This window comes from Sphingomonas sp. (assembly GCF_036388435.1).
Lineage (GTDB): Bacteria > Pseudomonadota > Alphaproteobacteria > Sphingomonadales > Sphingomonadaceae > Sphingomonas.
Genome location: NZ_DASVRV010000054.1, coordinates 1 through 16,634 on the forward strand (window position 1 = coordinate 1; position 16,634 = coordinate 16,634).

General features: G+C 69.4%; 19 protein-coding genes. 9 read left to right on the forward strand and 10 right to left on the reverse strand.

Annotation, left to right across the window (positions count from 1 at the left end; translation table 11 throughout):
* On the forward strand, positions 1-735 hold a 735-nt coding region (locus VF592_RS14035), incomplete at its 5' end, for an EF-Tu/IF-2/RF-3 family GTPase (RefSeq protein ID WP_331006258.1).
* Positions 736-868: 133 nt separating this feature from the next.
* Here the strand turns inward: VF592_RS14035 and VF592_RS14040 are convergent.
* The 5 genes from VF592_RS14040 to rpmF all read right to left on the reverse strand — a co-directional run bounded on the left by VF592_RS14040 (position 869) and on the right by rpmF (position 3,875).
* Positions 869-1,255: a MerR family transcriptional regulator gene (locus tag VF592_RS14040; protein ID WP_331006259.1), complete on the reverse strand. Its 387-nt coding sequence runs from the start codon at positions 1,253-1,255 to the stop codon at positions 869-871.
* Between the two features lie 5 nt (positions 1,256-1,260).
* Entirely contained in the window at positions 1,261-1,560 is a 300-nt protein-coding gene (locus VF592_RS14045; RefSeq protein WP_331006260.1) for an integration host factor subunit alpha, read from the reverse strand.
* Between the two features lie 91 nt (positions 1,561-1,651).
* Complete coding sequence (locus tag VF592_RS14050; RefSeq protein WP_331006261.1) at positions 1,652-2,626, reverse strand: beta-ketoacyl-ACP synthase III; 975 nt, start codon at positions 2,624-2,626, stop codon at positions 1,652-1,654.
* Positions 2,623-3,669: a phosphate acyltransferase PlsX gene (plsX, locus tag VF592_RS14055; RefSeq protein WP_331006262.1), complete on the reverse strand. Its 1,047-nt coding sequence runs from the start codon at positions 3,667-3,669 to the stop codon at positions 2,623-2,625. Before plsX ends, VF592_RS14050 begins: the two co-directional genes overlap by 4 nt.
* A gap of 26 nt (positions 3,670-3,695) precedes the next feature.
* Positions 3,696-3,875, reverse strand: a complete 180-nt coding sequence (rpmF, locus tag VF592_RS14060) for a 50S ribosomal protein L32 (protein ID WP_331006263.1) — start codon at positions 3,873-3,875, stop codon at positions 3,696-3,698.
* Between the two features lie 167 nt (positions 3,876-4,042).
* Between rpmF and VF592_RS14065 the strand changes: the two genes are divergently transcribed.
* On the forward strand, positions 4,043-4,483 hold the full coding sequence (locus tag VF592_RS14065; protein ID WP_331006264.1) for an MAPEG family protein: 441 nt from the start codon (positions 4,043-4,045) through the stop codon (positions 4,481-4,483).
* Between the two features lie 4 nt (positions 4,484-4,487).
* Here the strand turns inward: VF592_RS14065 and VF592_RS14070 are convergent, their stop codons facing one another.
* A complete protein-coding gene (locus VF592_RS14070) occupies positions 4,488-5,147 on the reverse strand; it encodes an MBL fold metallo-hydrolase (protein WP_331006265.1) in 660 nt (219 codons plus the stop codon).
* A gap of 80 nt (positions 5,148-5,227) precedes the next feature.
* Here VF592_RS14070 and pabB point away from each other — a divergent pair, with 80 nt between their 5' ends.
* The 4 genes from pabB to msrA all read left to right on the forward strand — a co-directional run bounded on the left by pabB (position 5,228) and on the right by msrA (position 9,197).
* Complete coding sequence (gene pabB, locus VF592_RS14075; protein ID WP_331006266.1) at positions 5,228-7,015, forward strand: aminodeoxychorismate synthase component I; 1,788 nt, start codon at positions 5,228-5,230, stop codon at positions 7,013-7,015.
* Between the two features lie 29 nt (positions 7,016-7,044).
* A complete protein-coding gene (locus VF592_RS14080; RefSeq protein WP_331006267.1) occupies positions 7,045-8,244 on the forward strand; it encodes a pyridoxal phosphate-dependent aminotransferase in 1,200 nt (399 codons plus the stop codon).
* A 145-nt stretch (positions 8,245-8,389) separates the two neighbouring features.
* The gene (locus tag VF592_RS14085; protein ID WP_331006268.1) at positions 8,390-8,533 is read left to right on the forward strand and encodes a hypothetical protein; all 144 of its coding nucleotides are present in this window, start codon (positions 8,390-8,392) and stop codon (positions 8,531-8,533) included.
* 37 nt (positions 8,534-8,570) lie between these two features.
* Positions 8,571-9,197 (forward strand): peptide-methionine (S)-S-oxide reductase MsrA, encoded by a 627-nt coding sequence (gene msrA / locus VF592_RS14090; RefSeq protein ID WP_414714225.1) that lies wholly within the window; start codon positions 8,571-8,573, stop codon positions 9,195-9,197.
* Here msrA and pdeM read toward each other — a convergent pair.
* Complete coding sequence (gene pdeM, locus VF592_RS14095; protein ID WP_331006269.1) at positions 9,194-9,856, reverse strand: ligase-associated DNA damage response endonuclease PdeM; 663 nt, start codon at positions 9,854-9,856, stop codon at positions 9,194-9,196. The two genes, msrA and pdeM, sit on opposite strands and share 4 nt — an antisense overlap.
* A 112-nt stretch (positions 9,857-9,968) precedes the next feature.
* Here pdeM and VF592_RS14100 point away from each other — a divergent pair, with 112 nt between their 5' ends.
* Positions 9,969-10,322: a hypothetical protein gene (locus tag VF592_RS14100; protein ID WP_331006270.1), complete on the forward strand. Its 354-nt coding sequence runs from the start codon at positions 9,969-9,971 to the stop codon at positions 10,320-10,322.
* On the opposite strand, the gene VF592_RS14105 is transcribed toward VF592_RS14100, so the two are convergent.
* Together VF592_RS14105 and VF592_RS14110 are read right to left on the reverse strand one after the other, a co-directional pair.
* Complete coding sequence (locus VF592_RS14105) at positions 10,319-11,713, reverse strand: M20/M25/M40 family metallo-hydrolase (RefSeq protein ID WP_331006271.1); 1,395 nt, start codon at positions 11,711-11,713, stop codon at positions 10,319-10,321. The genes VF592_RS14100 and VF592_RS14105 overlap by 4 nt on opposite strands.
* 29 nt (positions 11,714-11,742) lie before the next feature.
* Positions 11,743-12,708: an aspartyl protease family protein gene (locus VF592_RS14110; RefSeq protein ID WP_331006272.1), complete on the reverse strand. Its 966-nt coding sequence runs from the start codon at positions 12,706-12,708 to the stop codon at positions 11,743-11,745.
* A 540-nt stretch (positions 12,709-13,248) separates the two neighbouring features.
* Here VF592_RS14110 and VF592_RS14115 point away from each other — a divergent pair.
* Both VF592_RS14115 and VF592_RS14120 read left to right on the forward strand, forming a co-directional pair.
* Complete coding sequence (locus tag VF592_RS14115; protein WP_331006273.1) at positions 13,249-13,569, forward strand: DUF1778 domain-containing protein; 321 nt, start codon at positions 13,249-13,251, stop codon at positions 13,567-13,569.
* A complete protein-coding gene (locus tag VF592_RS14120) occupies positions 13,566-14,138 on the forward strand; it encodes a GNAT family N-acetyltransferase (RefSeq protein WP_331006274.1) in 573 nt (190 codons plus the stop codon). Before VF592_RS14115 ends, VF592_RS14120 begins: the two co-directional genes overlap by 4 nt.
* A 96-nt stretch (positions 14,139-14,234) precedes the next feature.
* Here VF592_RS14120 and VF592_RS14125 read toward each other — a convergent pair whose 3' ends face one another.
* The gene (locus tag VF592_RS14125) at positions 14,235-16,619 is read right to left on the reverse strand and encodes a ligase-associated DNA damage response DEXH box helicase (RefSeq protein ID WP_331006293.1); all 2,385 of its coding nucleotides are present in this window, start codon (positions 16,617-16,619) and stop codon (positions 14,235-14,237) included.
* Positions 16,620-16,634: the final 15 nt, after the last annotated feature.

The following is a 16,634-nucleotide window of genomic DNA, read 5'->3' on the forward strand; positions in this document are numbered from 1 at the left end:
CCCGCGCCGATCTCGCCCGATTCGGCGGAGGTGACGGGCTTCGTGTTCAAGGTCCAGGCGAACATGGACCCGCAGCACCGCGACCGGATCGCGTTCATGCGGTTATGCTCGGGGGTGTTCAAGCGCGGCATGAAGCTGACCCCGACCGGCCATGGCAAGCCCATCGCGGTGCATTCGCCGATCCTGTTCTTCGCGCAGAATCGCGAGGTGGCGGACGAGGCCTATCCCGGCGACATCATCGGCATCCCCAATCACGGCACGTTGCGCGTCGGCGACACGCTGTCGGAACGCGCGGCGATCCGCTTCACCGGGCTGCCCAATTTCGCGCCCGAGATCCTGCGCCGCGTTCAGTTGAAGGACCCGACCAAGACCAAGCAGTTGCGCAAGGCGCTGGACGACATGGCGGAGGAGGGGGTGACCCAGGTCTTCTATCCCGATATCGGGTCGAACTGGGTGATCGGGGTGGTCGGCCAGCTCCAGCTCGACGTGCTGCTCAGCCGGCTGGAGGCCGAGTATAAGGTCGCCGCCGCGCTGGAGCCCGCGCCGTTCGAGACCGCGCGCTGGCTGTCGGCCGCCGACCCCGCCGACCTGAAGGCGTTCGCCGACGTCAACCGGGGCGGGATGGCCAAGGACCGCGACGGCAATCCCGTGCTGCTCGCCAAGAGCGCCTGGGAGATCGGCTATATGACCGAACGCCATCCCAAGGTGACGTTCGCGACCACGCGCGAGCGATAGGCGGGACAATGTCGGGTTCACCCACTCCCGTTCGTCCTGAGTAGCCATTGAGCGCAGTCGAAATGGCGTATCGAAGGACCGAGGGGCGGGACCTGTCCCTTCGATACGGGACTTCGACGAGCTCAGTCCCTACTCAGGACGAACGGTTCTGTGTGATGTCGTCGTGCTCCAGCCCGTCACTCAAGAGGATGCGAATCGCGCGGAGCGCCGCCATCAGGTCGGACGATCCCGTCGCCACGAGCGGCGTCTCGACCGCGCCGCCCTCGCGCGCGAGCAGTTGCTGGACTCCCTTGACCGTATAGCCCTCCGCGTTGAGGAGCCGGTCGATCCGCCGCGCGAGGACGACATCGTCCGGGCGGTAATAGCGGCGATTGCCCGCGCGCTGAAGCGGGCGGAGCTGGGGGAAACGTGTTTCCCAGTAACGCAGCACATGCTGGGCGACGTTCAGCTCGGCCGCCACCTCGCCGATGGTGCGGAACGCGCCCGCCGCCTTGGGGGGGGGCGACCCCGCTCCCGCCATATCGCTCAGGTCGCGGCGACGATGCGCTCGCGCATCATCTGGCTCGCGCGGAAGGTCAGGACGCGGCGGGGCGCGATCGGCACCTCGACGCCGGTCTTGGGGTTGCGCCCGACGCGCTCGCCCTTGTCGCGCAGCACGAAGGTGCCGAAGCCGGAGATCTTGACATTCTCGCCGCGCGACAGCGACTCGCACATCTCCTTCAGGATCTGCTCGACGATCTGGGCGGAGTCGGCGCGGCTCAGCCCGACCTCCTTGTGCAACGCCTCGGCCAAATCGGCCCGGGTCAACGTCCCTGCTTGGTCCACGATCTCACTCCCCCGATAGCTTGGGTGTATACGCAATTCGGCCGGATCGGAAGGGGTTGGCGGCCTAACCTCGCGTCCCGCCGTCAACGGGTCAGAAGCGGACCACCGCCGCGCCCCAGGTGAACCCGCCGCCCATCGCTTCCAGCACGACCAGATGCCCCGGCCGGATGCGCCCGTCGCGCACCGCCGTGTCGAGCGCCAGCGGCACGGAGGCCGCGGAGGTGTTGGCGTGCTGGTCGACGGTCACCACCACCTTGCCCGGATCGAGCCCCAGCTTGCGCGCGGTCGCATCGAGGATGCGGGCATTGGCCTGATGCGGGACGACCCAGTCGATCTGGGCTGCGTCCAGCCCCGCCAGGGTCAGCGACTCGGTCATGACGGACGACAGGTTGTTGACCGCGTGGCGGAAGACCTCGCGTCCCTTCATCCGCAATTTGCCCACCGTGCCCGTGGTCGATGGGCCGCCATCGACGTAAAGCAGCTCGTTGTAGCGGCCATCGGCGTGGAGCTTGACCGCGAGCACGCCGCGCTCGGCGCCATTCTCCCCCAGCTCCTCGCGCGCTTCCATGACGACCGCGCCCGCGCCGTCGCCGAACAGCACGCAGGTGGTGCGGTCCTCCCAGTCGAGGATGCGGCTGAACGTCTCCGCGCCGATCACCAGCGCCTTGCTGTGCGCGCCCGCGCGCAGCATCGCGTCGGCCACCTGGACCGCGTAGAGAAAGCCCGAGCACACCGCGCCGACGTCGAACGCGACGCAGTCGAGGATGCCGAGCTTCGCCTGGACGATCGTGGCGCTGGCCGGGAAGGTCTGGTCGGGGGTCGCGGTCGCGAGCACGATCAGGTCGATGTCGGTCGCATCGAGCCCCGCGGCCGCGATCGCGCGGCGCCCGGCATCGGTGGCGAGCGAGGCGGTGGTCTCACCCTCACCCGCGATGTGGCGGAAGCGGATGCCGGTGCGCTCGACGATCCATTCGTCGGTCGTGTCCACCGTCTCCGCCAGCTCGGCATTCGATACGCGGCGCGTGGGGAGCGCCGACCCGGTGCCGGTGACGACCGAGCGGATCATGCCGCGCCCACCGCTTCGCCGGCCGCCTCGAACCGGTGGAGGTCCTCGGCGATGCGCCGCGTCAGGTCGTGGCGGACCATCTTCACCGCGTTGCCGATCGCCGTCGCGACGCCGAGTTCGTTGGCGCCGCCATGCGACTTCACGACGATGCCGTTCAGTCCCAGGAAGACGGCGCCGTTATGCTTGTTGGGATCGAGATGGTCGCGGAGCAGCTCGGTCGCGGGGCGCGAGATGAGGAAGCCGACCTTGGAGCGCACGGAAGAACGGAAAGCGCGCTTGAGCAGGTCGGCGACGAAGCGCGCCGTTCCTTCGGCGGTCTTGAGCGCGATGTTGCCCGAGAAACCGTCGCACACGATCACGTCGACCTCGCCCCGGCTCAGCCGGTCGCCCTCGATGAAGCCGTCGAAGCGCAGCGGCAGATGGCCGGCTTCCTTGAGCATCGCCGCGGCGTCGCGGATGGTGTCGGTGCCCTTCTGGTCCTCGCTGCCGATGTTGAGCAGCGCGACGCGCGGCAGGTCGAGGTCGAGCACGGTGCGCGCGAAGGCGGCGCCCATGACCGCGAACTGCACCAGGTTGCGCGCGTCGCATTCGGCATTGGCGCCCAGATCGAGCATCACCACGTCGTTCTCGCCCAGCGTCGGCAGCGGCGCGGCGAGCGCCGGGCGATCGATGCCGGGCATCATGCGCAGCGCCAATTTGGCCATCGCCATCATCGCGCCGGTATTGCCCGACGACACGGCGGCGGCGGCGCGGCCGCGCTTGACCAGATCGATGGTGACGCCGAGCGAGGTGGTCTTGGCACGGCGGATCGCCTGGGTCGGCTTCTCGCTCGACGATACGGTGTCGGGAGCGTGGACGATCTCGGACGCGGCGCGCAGGCCCGGATGCGCGTCCAGGCCCCGCGCGATCGCGGTCTCGTCGCCGACCAGCAGGAAGCGGATACCCTGGGCCGCGCCGCGCGCGCGCGCGACGCCGGCCAGCATCACCCGAAGCCCGTCATCGCCACCCATCGCGTCGACCGCGATCCAGTCGCTGTCGGGCATCCTCTTGTCCTCTCGACCGGAGCTTATCAGCCCTCGACCGAGATGATCTCGCGGCCGTTATAATGCCCGCAGGAATTGCACAGCATGTGCGGACGCTTGAGCTCGCCGCAATTCGGGCACTCCTGGAAGGATGCGACGGTCAGCGAATCGTGACCGCGACGCATGCCGCGCTTGGAGGGCGATGTTTTTCTCTTGGGGACGGCCATTTCGGCACCTTAGCTGGTCGGAACGGTGGCACGCCCGAAAGCGCCTGGAGCCATGGGACTCCGGGGCCGGACGCGTCGCGAAGCGTGGCGCTATAGCGATTCGGCCCGGCGTTGCAAGCGCGCCCGCCCGGTGGCAGGACCCGGCGATATCAAGGGGGACCATCACCATGTTCACGACGACGCTGCCGATCACCCTCGTCCTCGCCGGAGCGCTCGCGCTTCTCAACATCTGGCTGTCCTTTCGCGTCGGCCAGGTGCGGCGGTCGGAAAAGGTCAGCGTCGGCGACGGCGGCAGCGAGCGGGTGCTGCGCCGGATGCGTGCGCACGCGAATTTCGCCGAGAACGCGCCGATCACGCTGGCGCTGGTCGGGCTGATCGAGTTCGCGGCGGGAACGTCGGTGTGGCTGTGGGCGCCGGCGGCGCTGTTCCTGCTCGCCCGCATCGCGCACGGGCTGGGCATGGACGGCTGGAACGTCGGACGCGCCTTTGGAACCGGGGCGACGCTCGGGCTGCAGCTGGTGCTCGCGCTTTGGGCGATCTCGATCCCGCTGAGCGGCGCCTATTCGCCGGCGATCCGCGATGTCGATGCCACGACCGTGCGGGGGTGAGGGCTCAGGCCGCGAGCGCGCGGTCGCTGACGAACATGTTGTGCTGGCGCTCATGGCCGAAGGTGCTGGCGGGGCCGTGGCCGGGGATGAACGCGGTCTCGTTGCCGAGCGGCCATAATTTCTCGACGATCGACCGGATGAGCTGGGGGTGATCGCCCTGGGGCAGGTCGGTGCGCCCGACCGATCCCTGGAACAACACGTCGCCGACCAGCGCGAAGCGCGACGGCGCGTGGTGGAAGACGACGTGCCCCGCCGTGTGCCCCGGCGTCTCGTACACGTCGAAGCTGAGGTCGCCGACCGTGACCGTGTCGCCCTCGACCAGCCAGCGATCGGGTTCGAAGGGCACGCCGCGAATGCCCCAATTGCGCCCGTCCTCGTCGAGCCGCGCGAGCCAGAAGCGGTCGGCCCCGTGCGATCCCTCGATCGGCACGCCCAGGTCGTCGGCGAGCGGCTTCGCCTCGCCGGCATGGTCGATATGGCCATGGGTGAGCAGGATCTTCTCGACGACGACCCCCGCCTGGTCGATCGCGCGTCTGATGCGGGGCAGGTCGCCGCCCGGATCGACCACCGCCGCCTTCATCGTCGCGGTGCACCAGATCAGGGTGCAGTTCTGCTGGATGGGCGTCACGGGGACGATCTGGGCGCGTAGTGGGCGGTTGCTCATGCCGGGTGAAATAGGCGGGACCGCGCGCAGCGGCAATCATCGCTTGCGGTCGGGGGGCGCCGTCGCGCATCTCTGATGCCATGCCGCCCTGGCCCGAACCTTTTGTGCTGCTCGACGATGCCCGTCCTGGTGGCGGCCCCGCGCGGCTGTACCGCGCCCCCGTGCGGGTGGTGGAGGCACGAACGGTCGAGGATGTCCGACCCGCGCTCGACCTGGTCCGAGCCGGGGGTGCCGAGGGCCTGCATGCCGCGGGCTATCTGGCCTATGAGGCGGGGGCGGCGTTCGAACCGTCGGTGCCGCGACCCTCGTCGTCGGCCCCGCTGCTCTGGTTCGGACTGTTCGAGCGCTCGGAGGAGGTGCCGGCGGACGAAGTTCCGGCGCTCCTCCCCGATCCGGCGGGCGCGTGGATCGGGGCGCCGCGACCCTGCATCGACGAGGGCGCCTACGCGGATGAATTCACGCGCGTCCATGAGCTCATCGCGGCGGGCGATCTCTACCAGGCCAATCTCAGCTTTCGCGCGGCGGTGCCCTTTGCGGGCGACCCGCTCGCGCTCTACGCCGCGCTCCGGGCACGGGCGGGCGCGGGCTGGGGCGGGGTGGTCGCGACCGGGCGGACGGCTTTGTTGTCCTTCTCGCCCGAATTGTTCTTCTCGCTCGAAGCCGGGTTCCTGACCTGCCGCCCGATGAAGGGCACCGCGCGTCGGAGCGCGATGCCCGCGCAGGACCGGGCGGCCGCGCTGGAGCTCGCCGCCGATCCCAAGCAGCGCGCCGAGAATCTGATGATCGTCGACCTGATGCGCAACGACCTGTCGCGCGTCGCCGCGCCGGGCAGCGTCGCCACCCCCGAATTGTTCGCGGTCGAGACTTATCCGACGATCCACCAGCTGGTGTCGGTCGTCACCGCCGAGCTCGCCGCCGGACGCGACGCGGTCGATATGCTCGGCGCCGCCTTTCCCTGCGGATCGATCACCGGGGCGCCCAAGGTGCGCGCGCAACAGGCGCTGGCGGCGATCGAGGCGGGGCCGCCGCGCGGCGCCTATACCGGGTCGATCGGACGTATCGACGCGGGCGGCGACGCGGCGTTCAACGTCGCGATCCGCACGCTGGCGATCGAAGAAGGTGAGGCGCAGATCGGGCTCGGTTCCGGCCTGGTCGCCGATTCCACCGCGGGCGCGGAGTGGGACGAGTGCCTGGCCAAGGCGGCGTTCCTCGAAGCGGGGCAGCGGCGGTTCGACCTGATCGAGACGATGGCGTTCGACCCGGAGGAGGGGATCGCGCTGCTCGACCGGCATCTGGAGCGGCTGCGACGCAGCGCCGCGCTGTTCGGGTTCGCGTTCGACCGCCACGCGACGCGCAACGAGCTGCAGGCCGCGACCTTTCGCCTGCGCGGCGCGGCGCGGGTGCGGCTGCTGCTCGCGGCGGGCGGGGCGGTCACGGTCGAGACGGGGCCGCTGCCGCCCGCGCCCACGACGCCGGTCGGGGTGGCCGTGGTGCCGCTGCCGGTGCATCCCGGCGACTTCCGCCTGCGCCACAAGACGACCGACCGGCGTTTCTACGACGACGCGCGGCGCGCGGCGGCTGCGTTCGAGGTGGTGTTCGAGGACCGGGACGGCCGGCTGACCGAAGGCAGCTTCACCTCGCTCTTCGTGCCGCGTGATGGCCTTCTCGTCACGCCGCCGCTGGCTCGCGGGTTGCTGCCGGGCGTGCTGCGCGAGGCGCTGATCGCCGATGGGCGCGCGGTGGAGGGGGAGCTGCGCGCGGGCGACCTCGCGGGCGGGTTCCTCATCGGTAACGCGTTGCGCGGGTTGATGCCGGCCGTGACGGTTGCGGTACGGGCGGTTGCAGTAGAGGGCGGCGCATCGCTATGAGCGCGCGTCCTTCCGGGAGCTTTCAGCCCATGCAGCCCTCCGCCGCGCTCGCCCGTATCAGCCCGTCCCCCACGCTCGCCGTCTCCGCGCGCGTCGGCGCGCTCAAACGCCAGGGGGTGGACGTGATCGGGCTCGGCGCCGGAGAACCGGACTTCGACACGCCCGATTTCGTCAAGGAAGCGGCGATCGCGGCGATCCGCCAGGGCAAGACCAAATATACCGATGTCGACGGCACGCCCGAGCTGAAGGCGGCGATCGCGGCCAAGTTCCGCCGCGACAATGCGCTGACCTATGCGCCCGATCAGATCACGGTGAATGTCGGCGGCAAGCACACGCTGTTCAACGCCATGGTCGCGACCGTCGAGGCGGGGGACGAGGTGGTGATCCCCGCGCCCTATTGGGTGAGCTATCCCGACGTCGTGCAGTTCGCGGGCGGCACCCCCGTGCCGGTGCGCGCGGGGCCGGAACAGGGGTACAAGCTGACGCCCGCAGCGCTCGACGCGGCGATCACGCCCCGCACCAAATGGGTGATCCTCAATTCGCCGTCCAACCCGACGGGCGCCGCCTATAGCGCGGCCGAGCTGCGCGCGCTGGCCGAGGTGCTGGCGCGGCACCCGCATGTATGGGTGTTCGCCGACGATATGTACGAGCATGTCGTCTATGACGGGTTCGAATTCGCGACGATCGCGCAGGTCTGTCCCGAGCTGTACGACCGCACGCTGACGGTGAACGGCTGTTCCAAGGCCTATGCGATGACGGGCTGGCGGATCGGCTTCGCGGGCGGGGCGCCCTGGCTGATCAAGGCGATCGCCAAGCTCCAGTCGCAATCGACCTCCAACCCTTGTTCGATCGCGCAGGCGGCGGCGACCGCGGCGCTGAACGGCGACCAGTCATTCCTGCGCGAGCGCAACCGCGCCTTCCAGACGCGGCGCGACCTGGTGCTGGACATGCTCGGCGAGATCGAGGGGATGACCTGTCCCAAGCCCGAGGGCGCCTTTTACGTCTATCCGTCCTTCGCGCCGCTGATCGGGCGGCGCACGCCCGGCGGCACGGTGATCGACAGCGACGAGGCGTTCGTCTCGTACCTGCTCGACGAGGCGCGGGTGGCGGCGGTGCAGGGCGCGGCGTTCGGGCTCTCCCCGGCGATGCGGATCAGCTATGCGACCTCGGACGCGTTGCTGCGCGAGGCGTGCGCACGTATCCAGCAGGCCTGTCGCGCCCTGGGCTGACCCGCGCCCCGCACCTGGCCCGTCGATGAACGACGGCTCCAGCTTCCGTTAACCGGCGGAAACTATGAGTTGCCGCCGTGATCCTTGTGACGGGCCCCCCCGGCCACGATCTGGGGTCGGTAGAATCGAACACGGGACAAGTGTCATGCGGATTTTCAAGAACAGCTTCATCTGGCAGTTCGCCGGCGGCTTCCTGCTCGGCGCGGCGGGGCTGCTCGCCTTTCAGCCGGCCGAGGCGACGCGGACCTTCGCGAGCCACTTCACCGGCGACGCCTCGGCGCAGCGCTGACGCGGTGAAGGTTCAGGCCCTCTCGATCGCGGCCGGCATGGCCGCCCTGGGCTGGATGCTCGTGCCGACCGGCGCGGTCGCCGAGCGCGCGGTGCCGATCCCCGCCGCCGCCATCGACGTGCCGCGCGGCCCCGGCCCGCAGGTGGCGGTGTTCGCGGGCGGGTGCTTCTGGGGACTGGAGGCGGTGTTCGAGCAGGTGCGCGGCGTCCGTTCGGTCCAGACGGGCTATGCCGGCGGCACCGCCGCGACCGCGACCTACGACCAGGTGTCGACCGAGCGCACCGGCCATGCCGAGGCGGTGCGGATCGTCTACGATCCCGCCCGGGTCGGCTATGCGACGTTGCTGCGCGTGTTCTTCTCGGTCGCGCACGACCCGACCCAGTTGAACCGCCAGACTCCCGATGTGGGGCCGAGCTACCGCTCCGCCATCTTTCCGCAGACGCCGCAGCAGCGCGTCGTGGCGCAGCGTTACGTGGCGCAGCTCGGCGCGGCCAAGGCCTATCCGACGCCGATCGTGACCAGGATCGAGGGCGGCGGCTTCTTCCCCGCCGAAGCCCATCACCAGGATTTCTGGCGCAAGAACCCGACCCACCCCTACATCGTCCGCTGGGACAAGCCGAAGGTCGCCGCCTTCCGCACGGGCTTCCCGACGCTCGTGCGTTAGGCGGCGAGCGGAAAGCGCAGCATCCGGTTCTCGACGGGGAGCAGCGCCTCGGCCGCGCCGCCGACCGCGCGCCTGATCTCGGGATGGGTGGCGTCGAGTCCGCCGGTCAGCGATCCGAAGGCGGGGAGGATCAGCTTGGTCGGGGTCGCGACGAAGCAGCGCCGCGCGACCTGACGCCCGCGCACCCGGACGCGCAATTTGGGGTGGAAATGGCCCGATAGTTCATGGCCGGCCTCGCGCGGATCGGCCTCGTGGCGCAGCACCAACCCGTCGACCGACGCCTCCGTCATGACCTCGCCGCCGCAGCGGTCGAGGATCTCGGGATCGTGATTGCCGGTGATCCAGTGCCAGCGCGTCGCCGTCATCAGCGCGCGCAGCCGCGCCTGCGCCTCCTGCGGAAGCCGCTCGCAGCCGCCGACATCGTGAAAGCTGTCGCCCAGGCACCAGACCTCGCGCGCGCCCGTCGCGGCGACCAGGGCCTCGATCTCACCGAGCGTCGCCAGCGAATCATAGGGCGGGAGCATCTGCCCGCGCATCGCGAACCAGCTCGCCTTCTCGAAATGCAGGTCGGCGACGAGCAGCGCCCCGCGCGCGGGCCAATGCACCGCGCCCGACGCATGCGCGCCGAGCGCGTGTCCACCGAACAAAAACGGAACCATACCCTCGCCATGCCGCCCAGCGTTAACCAAATCAAGGCGTTGCCGGGCAACGCTTGATAATCGATTGCTAGGGAGTCGACGCTATCTCCGACTGGAGTAGGAGACCTCGATCATGTTCGCCATCATCGCCGCATTGGTTCTGCAAGCCGCGCCGACCGCGGCACGACCCCCGTCCGCCGCGGAGGCGGATGCACGGTGCCTGATCATGTTCAGCTTCCTGGGTTCGCGCGGCGACCCGTCGGCTGCCGAGTACCATAAGAGCCTGGTCCTGTATTTCACCGGCAAGCTGAAGGGACGCGACGATGCCGTCGATATCGCGTCGACCGTCACCAACGCGTCCAAGGCGGCCCAGGCCGCCCAGCCCAAGCTCAACAATCGCGCCGAGCTGGCGCGCTGTACGGCCGATGTGAAGGAGGCAGGCGACGGGTTGCGGAGCATCCGCAGCACGGCCGCCGCCAAGCCCTAACCGGCGTAGGCGAGCACCAGATCGTGTAGATAGTCGCGCCCGTCATAGAGCGAGCGCACGCGGATGCGTTCGTTCAGCCCGTGGACGCCGCTCATGTCCTTGTCGACGAACATGCCGGGCACGCCGTAGACGGGAATGCCCAGCGCGCCGAAGAACACCGCGTCGGTCGCGCCGGTCGACATGATCGGGAGCACGGGCACGTTCGGGAAGTGTTTGGCGGCGACGCGGGTGACGGGTTCCAGGATCTTGGGGTCGAGCGCGGGCGGCTTGGCGGTCGGGCGCACCGGCTGGTTGGCGGTGACGGCGACCTTGGGCCCGGCGAGCTGCTTGAGTATGGCGAGCGTGCCGTCCACCGTCTCGCCGGGGAAGATGCGGCAATTGACGTTGGCGGTCGCGCGTTGCGGCAGGGCGTTTTCCGCATGGCCCGCCTTGACCAGGGTCGTCACGCAGCTGGTGCGCAGCGTCGAGTTGAACGCCTTGTCCCGGCTGACGATCGCGTCGGCGGCTGCGTCGCGCGGGTCGGCGAGCAGCCGGGTGATCGCGTCGCCGACGGGCCCCGGCTGGGTCCTGGCAGTGGCGGCGAAGAAGGCGCGGGTGGTGTCGGTGAAACGCACCGGGAAGCGGTGGCCCTGGACCGCGCGGATCGCGGCGGCGAGTTCGTATATGGCGTTGTCGGGGGTCGGCTGCGAGCTGTGCCCGCCCGGGTTGGTGGCGGTGAAGGTGTAGTTCTGCGCGGCCTTCTCGCCGACCTGGATGGCGAGGAGCTGGCGGTTTCCCGCCTCGTCCAGGCGTCCGCCCCCGCCCTCGTTGAGGACGAATTCGGCCGCGATCAGCTCGGGGCGGTTCTTGGCCAGCCACTCGGCGCCGTTCCAGGCGAAGGTCGTCTCCTCGCCGCAGGTGAGCGCCAGCTTGATCGTGCGCTTCGGGGGCTTGCCCGCTTTCAGCCGGATCATCGTGTCGGCCCAGACCGCCGACATCGCCTTGTCGTCGACGGTGCCGCGGGCGTAATAATAGCCGCCTTCCTCGACCAGCTTGAACGGATCGCGCGTCCAGTCCTTGGGATCGGCCTCGACCACGTCGAGATGGCCGAGGAGGAGCATGGGTTTGAGGCTCGCGTCGCTGCCGGGCAGCACCGCGACGATCCCGCCCTCCCTGGGATGGTCGGGCACGGAGAACAGGGTAATGTCGCGGTCCGCATAGCCCGCGCGCTTCATCCGCGTGGCGATCTGGGCGGACGCCATCGTGCAGTCGCCCTGGCTGATCGTGGTGTTCGTCTCGACCAGCTCCTTGTACAGATCGAAAAAGGCGCGCTGGTCGGGGCGCGTCTGCGCCGCCGCGCCCTGTGGTCCGACGAGCAGGGCCGCCGCCGTCATCCATCCCACGATCCGCATCGACGCTTCCCCCGTTTCCGGGGAGGAGGTTAGCCGCGCGGCGCCCGCGCTGGCAATGCCGCGCGCGCGGCAGGCCGCATCCCGCGCGGCATGGTGAGCCGCACCTCGCGATTGGCGAAATCGATGTGCACCCGCCGGAACAGCTTGAGCGCGTCCATGCCGAGCAGGATGGCGGGCTTGTCCTCCAGCCCCCATTCCTTGAAGGGCGCGGTCGCGGAAAAGGCGACGGGCAGGTTCTCGAAGGTGACGGAGCCGATCGTGACCTGGGGCACCTGGGTATAGCCCGCGACCATCTTGCCGCCGATCACGCTGATCAGCTCGATGTCGCGCATCCCCTTGTGCGACCGGGCGACGCGCCGGCGGAACGCCTCGTTGCCCATGCTGACCTCGGCCCCGGTGTCGAGGATCACGCGCACCCTGGTGCCGCGAAACTGAGCGTCGGTGACGACGAGCTGGCCGAACAGGCTCTTCGCCTGGATGACGATCTCGCCGGGCGCGGCCGCCACCGCCCGCCGCTTGCGCTTCGTCGATGGGGTGACGAGCATCGTGTCCGTATCGAAGTCGATCGCGACCGCATGGCCCTGGAGCGTGTCGATGCCGAGGATGCCCGCCGCGCCCATGAAGCGGCGTTCGAGCGCGGGCGCCTCGATCCGGCGGCCCGCGAAGCTCGACACGGTGAGCGACGGGATGAGCACCGTGTCGACATCGGCCTTGCCCGTCATCGCGGTCAGCCGCACGGTGCGCCCGCGCGGCAGGGCGAGCTCGGTCGCGAGCTCGCGCGAGATGACGGTGCGCTGCGCGCCGGTGTCGATGATGAACCGGTGCGGCCCGTTGCCCGCCACCTGGACGGGCACGGTCATCCGCGCATTCTGCATCAGGAACGCCAGCTCCGCTTCAGTGGGCGCCGGGGTCGAGGCCGGGGGCGCCGGGGGCCGTGCGTCCTGCGCCGGAGCGGCGGCGAGCAGGAGGGCGGGGAGGATCAGGGCGGCGTACATGATCGGGGGAGGCTGCGCCCGATCCGGACCTTTGGCAAGCGGGCGCGAAGCCGTCCGTCTAGGGATGAGCGGGCGAAAGGTCACTAAAGGTCACGCCAAGACCGTCCCAGCGCTCCCAAGCCTCCAGCGCGCGCGGGCGCGAAGCGTCGCTCGCCGGCGCAGCTGAGCAAGCCGAGGGGAATATAAGCGTGAACGCACGTCCAGTCGTGGACGAGCCGTTCCGGTTTCGACCATGGCGGGGCTGCCGGGCAATGGGCTCGAAGGGTCGATCGGGCGAGGAGGTTGGGCATCGCCGAAGCCGGATCAGAATCGGTCGTGTAGGACAGTGGTTTCGGTGAGGGCAGGTGTCGCCCGGTGTCAGCCTTGGATGAAGGTGCGCGCCGATCCCGAAGGCGGACCTTCTGAACCGGGGTTACAGCCTCGGTCTCGACCGGCTGCAATGCCGGCCGAGATGGGTGAGCGGAAAAGGCTTGGATTGAAAGCCTTTCAACCTTCTGTTGAAATGTACGCCGCTATGGCGTACATAAATGCGGAGGTTGAATGAGGTTCGCCATGCTGGGTTTTCAAGATCAGGTCGGCGCTCTTGATGAGCGTAGCAGCGAGCGGATGAACTTCCGTACAAAGCCGCGCATCAAGCAAGCCATTCAGCACGCCGCCGCTCTTTCGGGGGTGGACGACTCCGTCTTCACGATGAACGCGGCCTATCGGTCAGCGCTGGAGACGATCACGGCGCATGAACGCACCGCCTTGCAGCCTGTCGATCATCAGGCCTTCTTCGCGGCCCTGGATACCCCACCGGCACCGACCGATCGCCTTCGGACGGCATTCGTGCGCCATCGTGAGACCGTCACCAGCAGGTGACCACGCCCGAAGACGCGAAATCCTATGTCGCGAACGCCTATGTCATAGAGCCCCTCGATCCCGCGAAGCATGATCGAGCGGGCTTCTCCTGCGGCGTCGCGCAGGTCGATAACTTCTTTCGCCGGACCGCGAACAAGCTCGGTAAAGCCGACAATGTCCGCACGTTCGTGATGGTCGGTCCGGAGGGCGCGCTGATCGGCTTCTATGCCGCCAATGCCCATGCGATAGATCATGCCGAACTGCCCGACCGGTTCGCTCGCGACCGGCCTGCCCATGGCAGCATCCCGGCCGCGTACATCTCGATGATCGGCGTCGACACCCGCTTTCAAGGACAGGGCCATGGCGGCGATCTGTTGATCGATTGTTTGACGCGCCTGGCCAGCGCGGCCGATGCGTTGGGTATCGCCGTCGTCATGATGGACGTGCTCGACTGCGGCGATCCCGAGAAGGCGGCAAAGCGCCTGGCTCTCTATATCAGCTATGGTTTCGAGCCGCTGCCCTCCAACGGCTTGCGGCTATTCCTGCCCATGGCGACGGTTCGGACGCTTGTCACGCCGACGAACCCGTAGGCCGCGACAGGTATCACAGCCGGCCTTAATCTCGATAGAAGCCGGTCGGGCACTCCGGGCGCGCGGGGAAGCCGGGACAGACCCCACCCGCCCGCCTCACTCCGCCATCGCCTCCGCCGCCAGCGCTTCCGCCTCGATCAGCAGGGCGTCGTCGCCCTGGTGGGTGGAGATGCGTTCGCGCCCGATCAGCACCAGTACCGGCACCGCCAGCGGCGAGACGCGGGGGAGGTCGACATGGACCATCGTCTCGGCCGCGCGGTCGAGCAGGTGGGCCAGGCGCCCGACATCGGTCATGCGCGCGCGGGCGTCGTCCCAGGCGGCCTGGAGGAGGAGGTGGGTCGGCTCGTATTTGCGCAGCACGTCGTAGATCAGGTCGGTGGAGAAGGTGACCTGGCGCCCCGTCTTGCGCTTGCCCGGATGCTGGCGCTCGACCAGCCCGCCGATCACCGCGACCTCGCGAAAGGCGCGTTTCAGGAGCGCGGAGCCCTGGACCCATTCGACGAACTCGTCCTCCAGGATGTCGGGGGAGAAGAGGCCGGCGGGATCGGTGATCGGCTCCAGCCCGAAACAGGCGAGCGCGTAATCGTTCGACACGAAGCCGGTGGGTTTGAGCCCTTGCGCCTCCATGCGGCGGGTGATCAACATGCCGAGCGACTGGTGGGCGTTCCATCCCTCGAAGCTGTAGGCGACCATGTAGTGGCGCCCCTCGCGCGGGAAGGTCTCGACCAAGAGCTGGCCGGGGCGCGGGAGGACCGATCGGCGCGTCTGGATCTCCAGCCATTCGCGCACGTCGTCGGGAAAGCGCGGCCACTCGCTCGGGTCGGCCAAGAAGCCGCGCACCCGGTCGGCGAGGCTGGTCGACAGCGGCATCCGGCTGCCGCCATAGGTGGGCACGCGCGCGGGGCGGGCGGTGGCGCGGACGACCAGGTCCTCCGTGTCCATCCGCTCCACCTCCAGGCTCAGCCCGGCGAAGAAGAAAGTGTCGCCGGGGCTGAGCGTCGCGGCGAACGCCTCCTCGACCCGGCCGAGATTGCGGCCGTTCTTGAAGCGCACCTGGAGCATCGTCGCCTCGACGATGATGCCGGCGTTGAGGCGGTGCTGGGCGACGAATTTGGGGTGGGCGACGCGCCACGTCCCGTCGGGCTCCTGGGTCAGCCGCTTGAAGCGGTCATAGGCACGCAGGGAATAGCCGCCGTCGCGGATGAAGCCGAGCACCTGGGCGAACAGGTCGTCGGTCAGCGCCGAATAGGGGAGCGCCGAGCGGAGTTCGGCCAGCAGCTCCTCCTCGCGGAACGGCATGGCGCAGGCGCAGGCCATGACATGTTGCGCCAGCACGTCGAGCGCGCCGGGGCGGAACAGGTCGGGGTCGAGCTCGCCTGCCTCCACCGCGTCGAGCGCTGCGCGGGCTTCGAGATATTCGAAGCGGTTGCCGGGCACGATCAGCGCCTCCGACGCCTCGTCCAGGCGGTGATTGGCGCGGCCGATCCGCTGGAGCAGGCGCGACGAGCCCTTGGGGGCGCCCATCTGGATCACGCAGTCGACATCGCCCCAATCGACCCCCAAGTCCAAGCTCGCGGTGGCGACGAGCGCGCGAAGCTTGCCGTCGGCCATCGCCGCCTCGACCTTGCGCCGCGCCTCGAGCGACAGGCTGCCGTGATGGACGCCGATGGGGAGCGACCGGTCGTTCGCCTTCCACAGATCCTGGAAGATGAGCTCGGCCAGGCTGCGGGTGTTGCAGAAGATGATGGTGGTGCGGTGGCGTTCGATCTCGCGCATCACCTGGACGGCGGCGTAGCGGCCCGAATGGCCCGACCAGGGGATGCGGTCCTCGGGCAGGAGGATGGCGATGTTGGGGTCGGCGCCGGGCTCGCCGCGCACCAGGCTGACCGCGTCGATGTCGCCGTCGGGGGCCAGCCAGGCGCGGTAGCCGTCGGGGTCGGCGACCGTCGCCGACAGCGCGACACGGCGCATGGCGGGCGCGATCCGCCCGAGCCTGGCCATGCATAGGGACAGCAGGTCGCCGCGCTTGCCCGTCGCGAAGGCGTGGACCTCGTCGACGACGATCGTCCGGAGCCCGGCGAACATGGTGAAGCTGTCGGGGTAGCTGAGCAGCAGCGACAGCGATTCGGGGGTGGTGAGCAGGATCTGCGGCGGCTTGACGCGCTGGCGGGCGCGGCGGTCCGAGGGGGTGTCGCCGGTGCGCGTCTCGACCCGGATGTCGAGGTCCATCTCGGCGACGGGGGCGAGCAGGTTGCGCTGGATGTCGACCGCCAGCGCTTTCAGCGGCGAGACGTAGAGGGTGTGGAGCCCCTCCGCCGGACGCTCGATCAGGTCGACGAGCGTGGGAAGGAAGCCCGACAGCGTCTTGCCCGCCCCGGTCGCGGCGACGAGCAGCGCGTGGTTGCCGGCGCGCGCTTCGCCCAGCATCGCGAGCTGGTGGCGGCGGGGGCGCCAGGCGCGGGCCTGAAACCAGCGCTCCAGCGGTTCGGGTAGGCT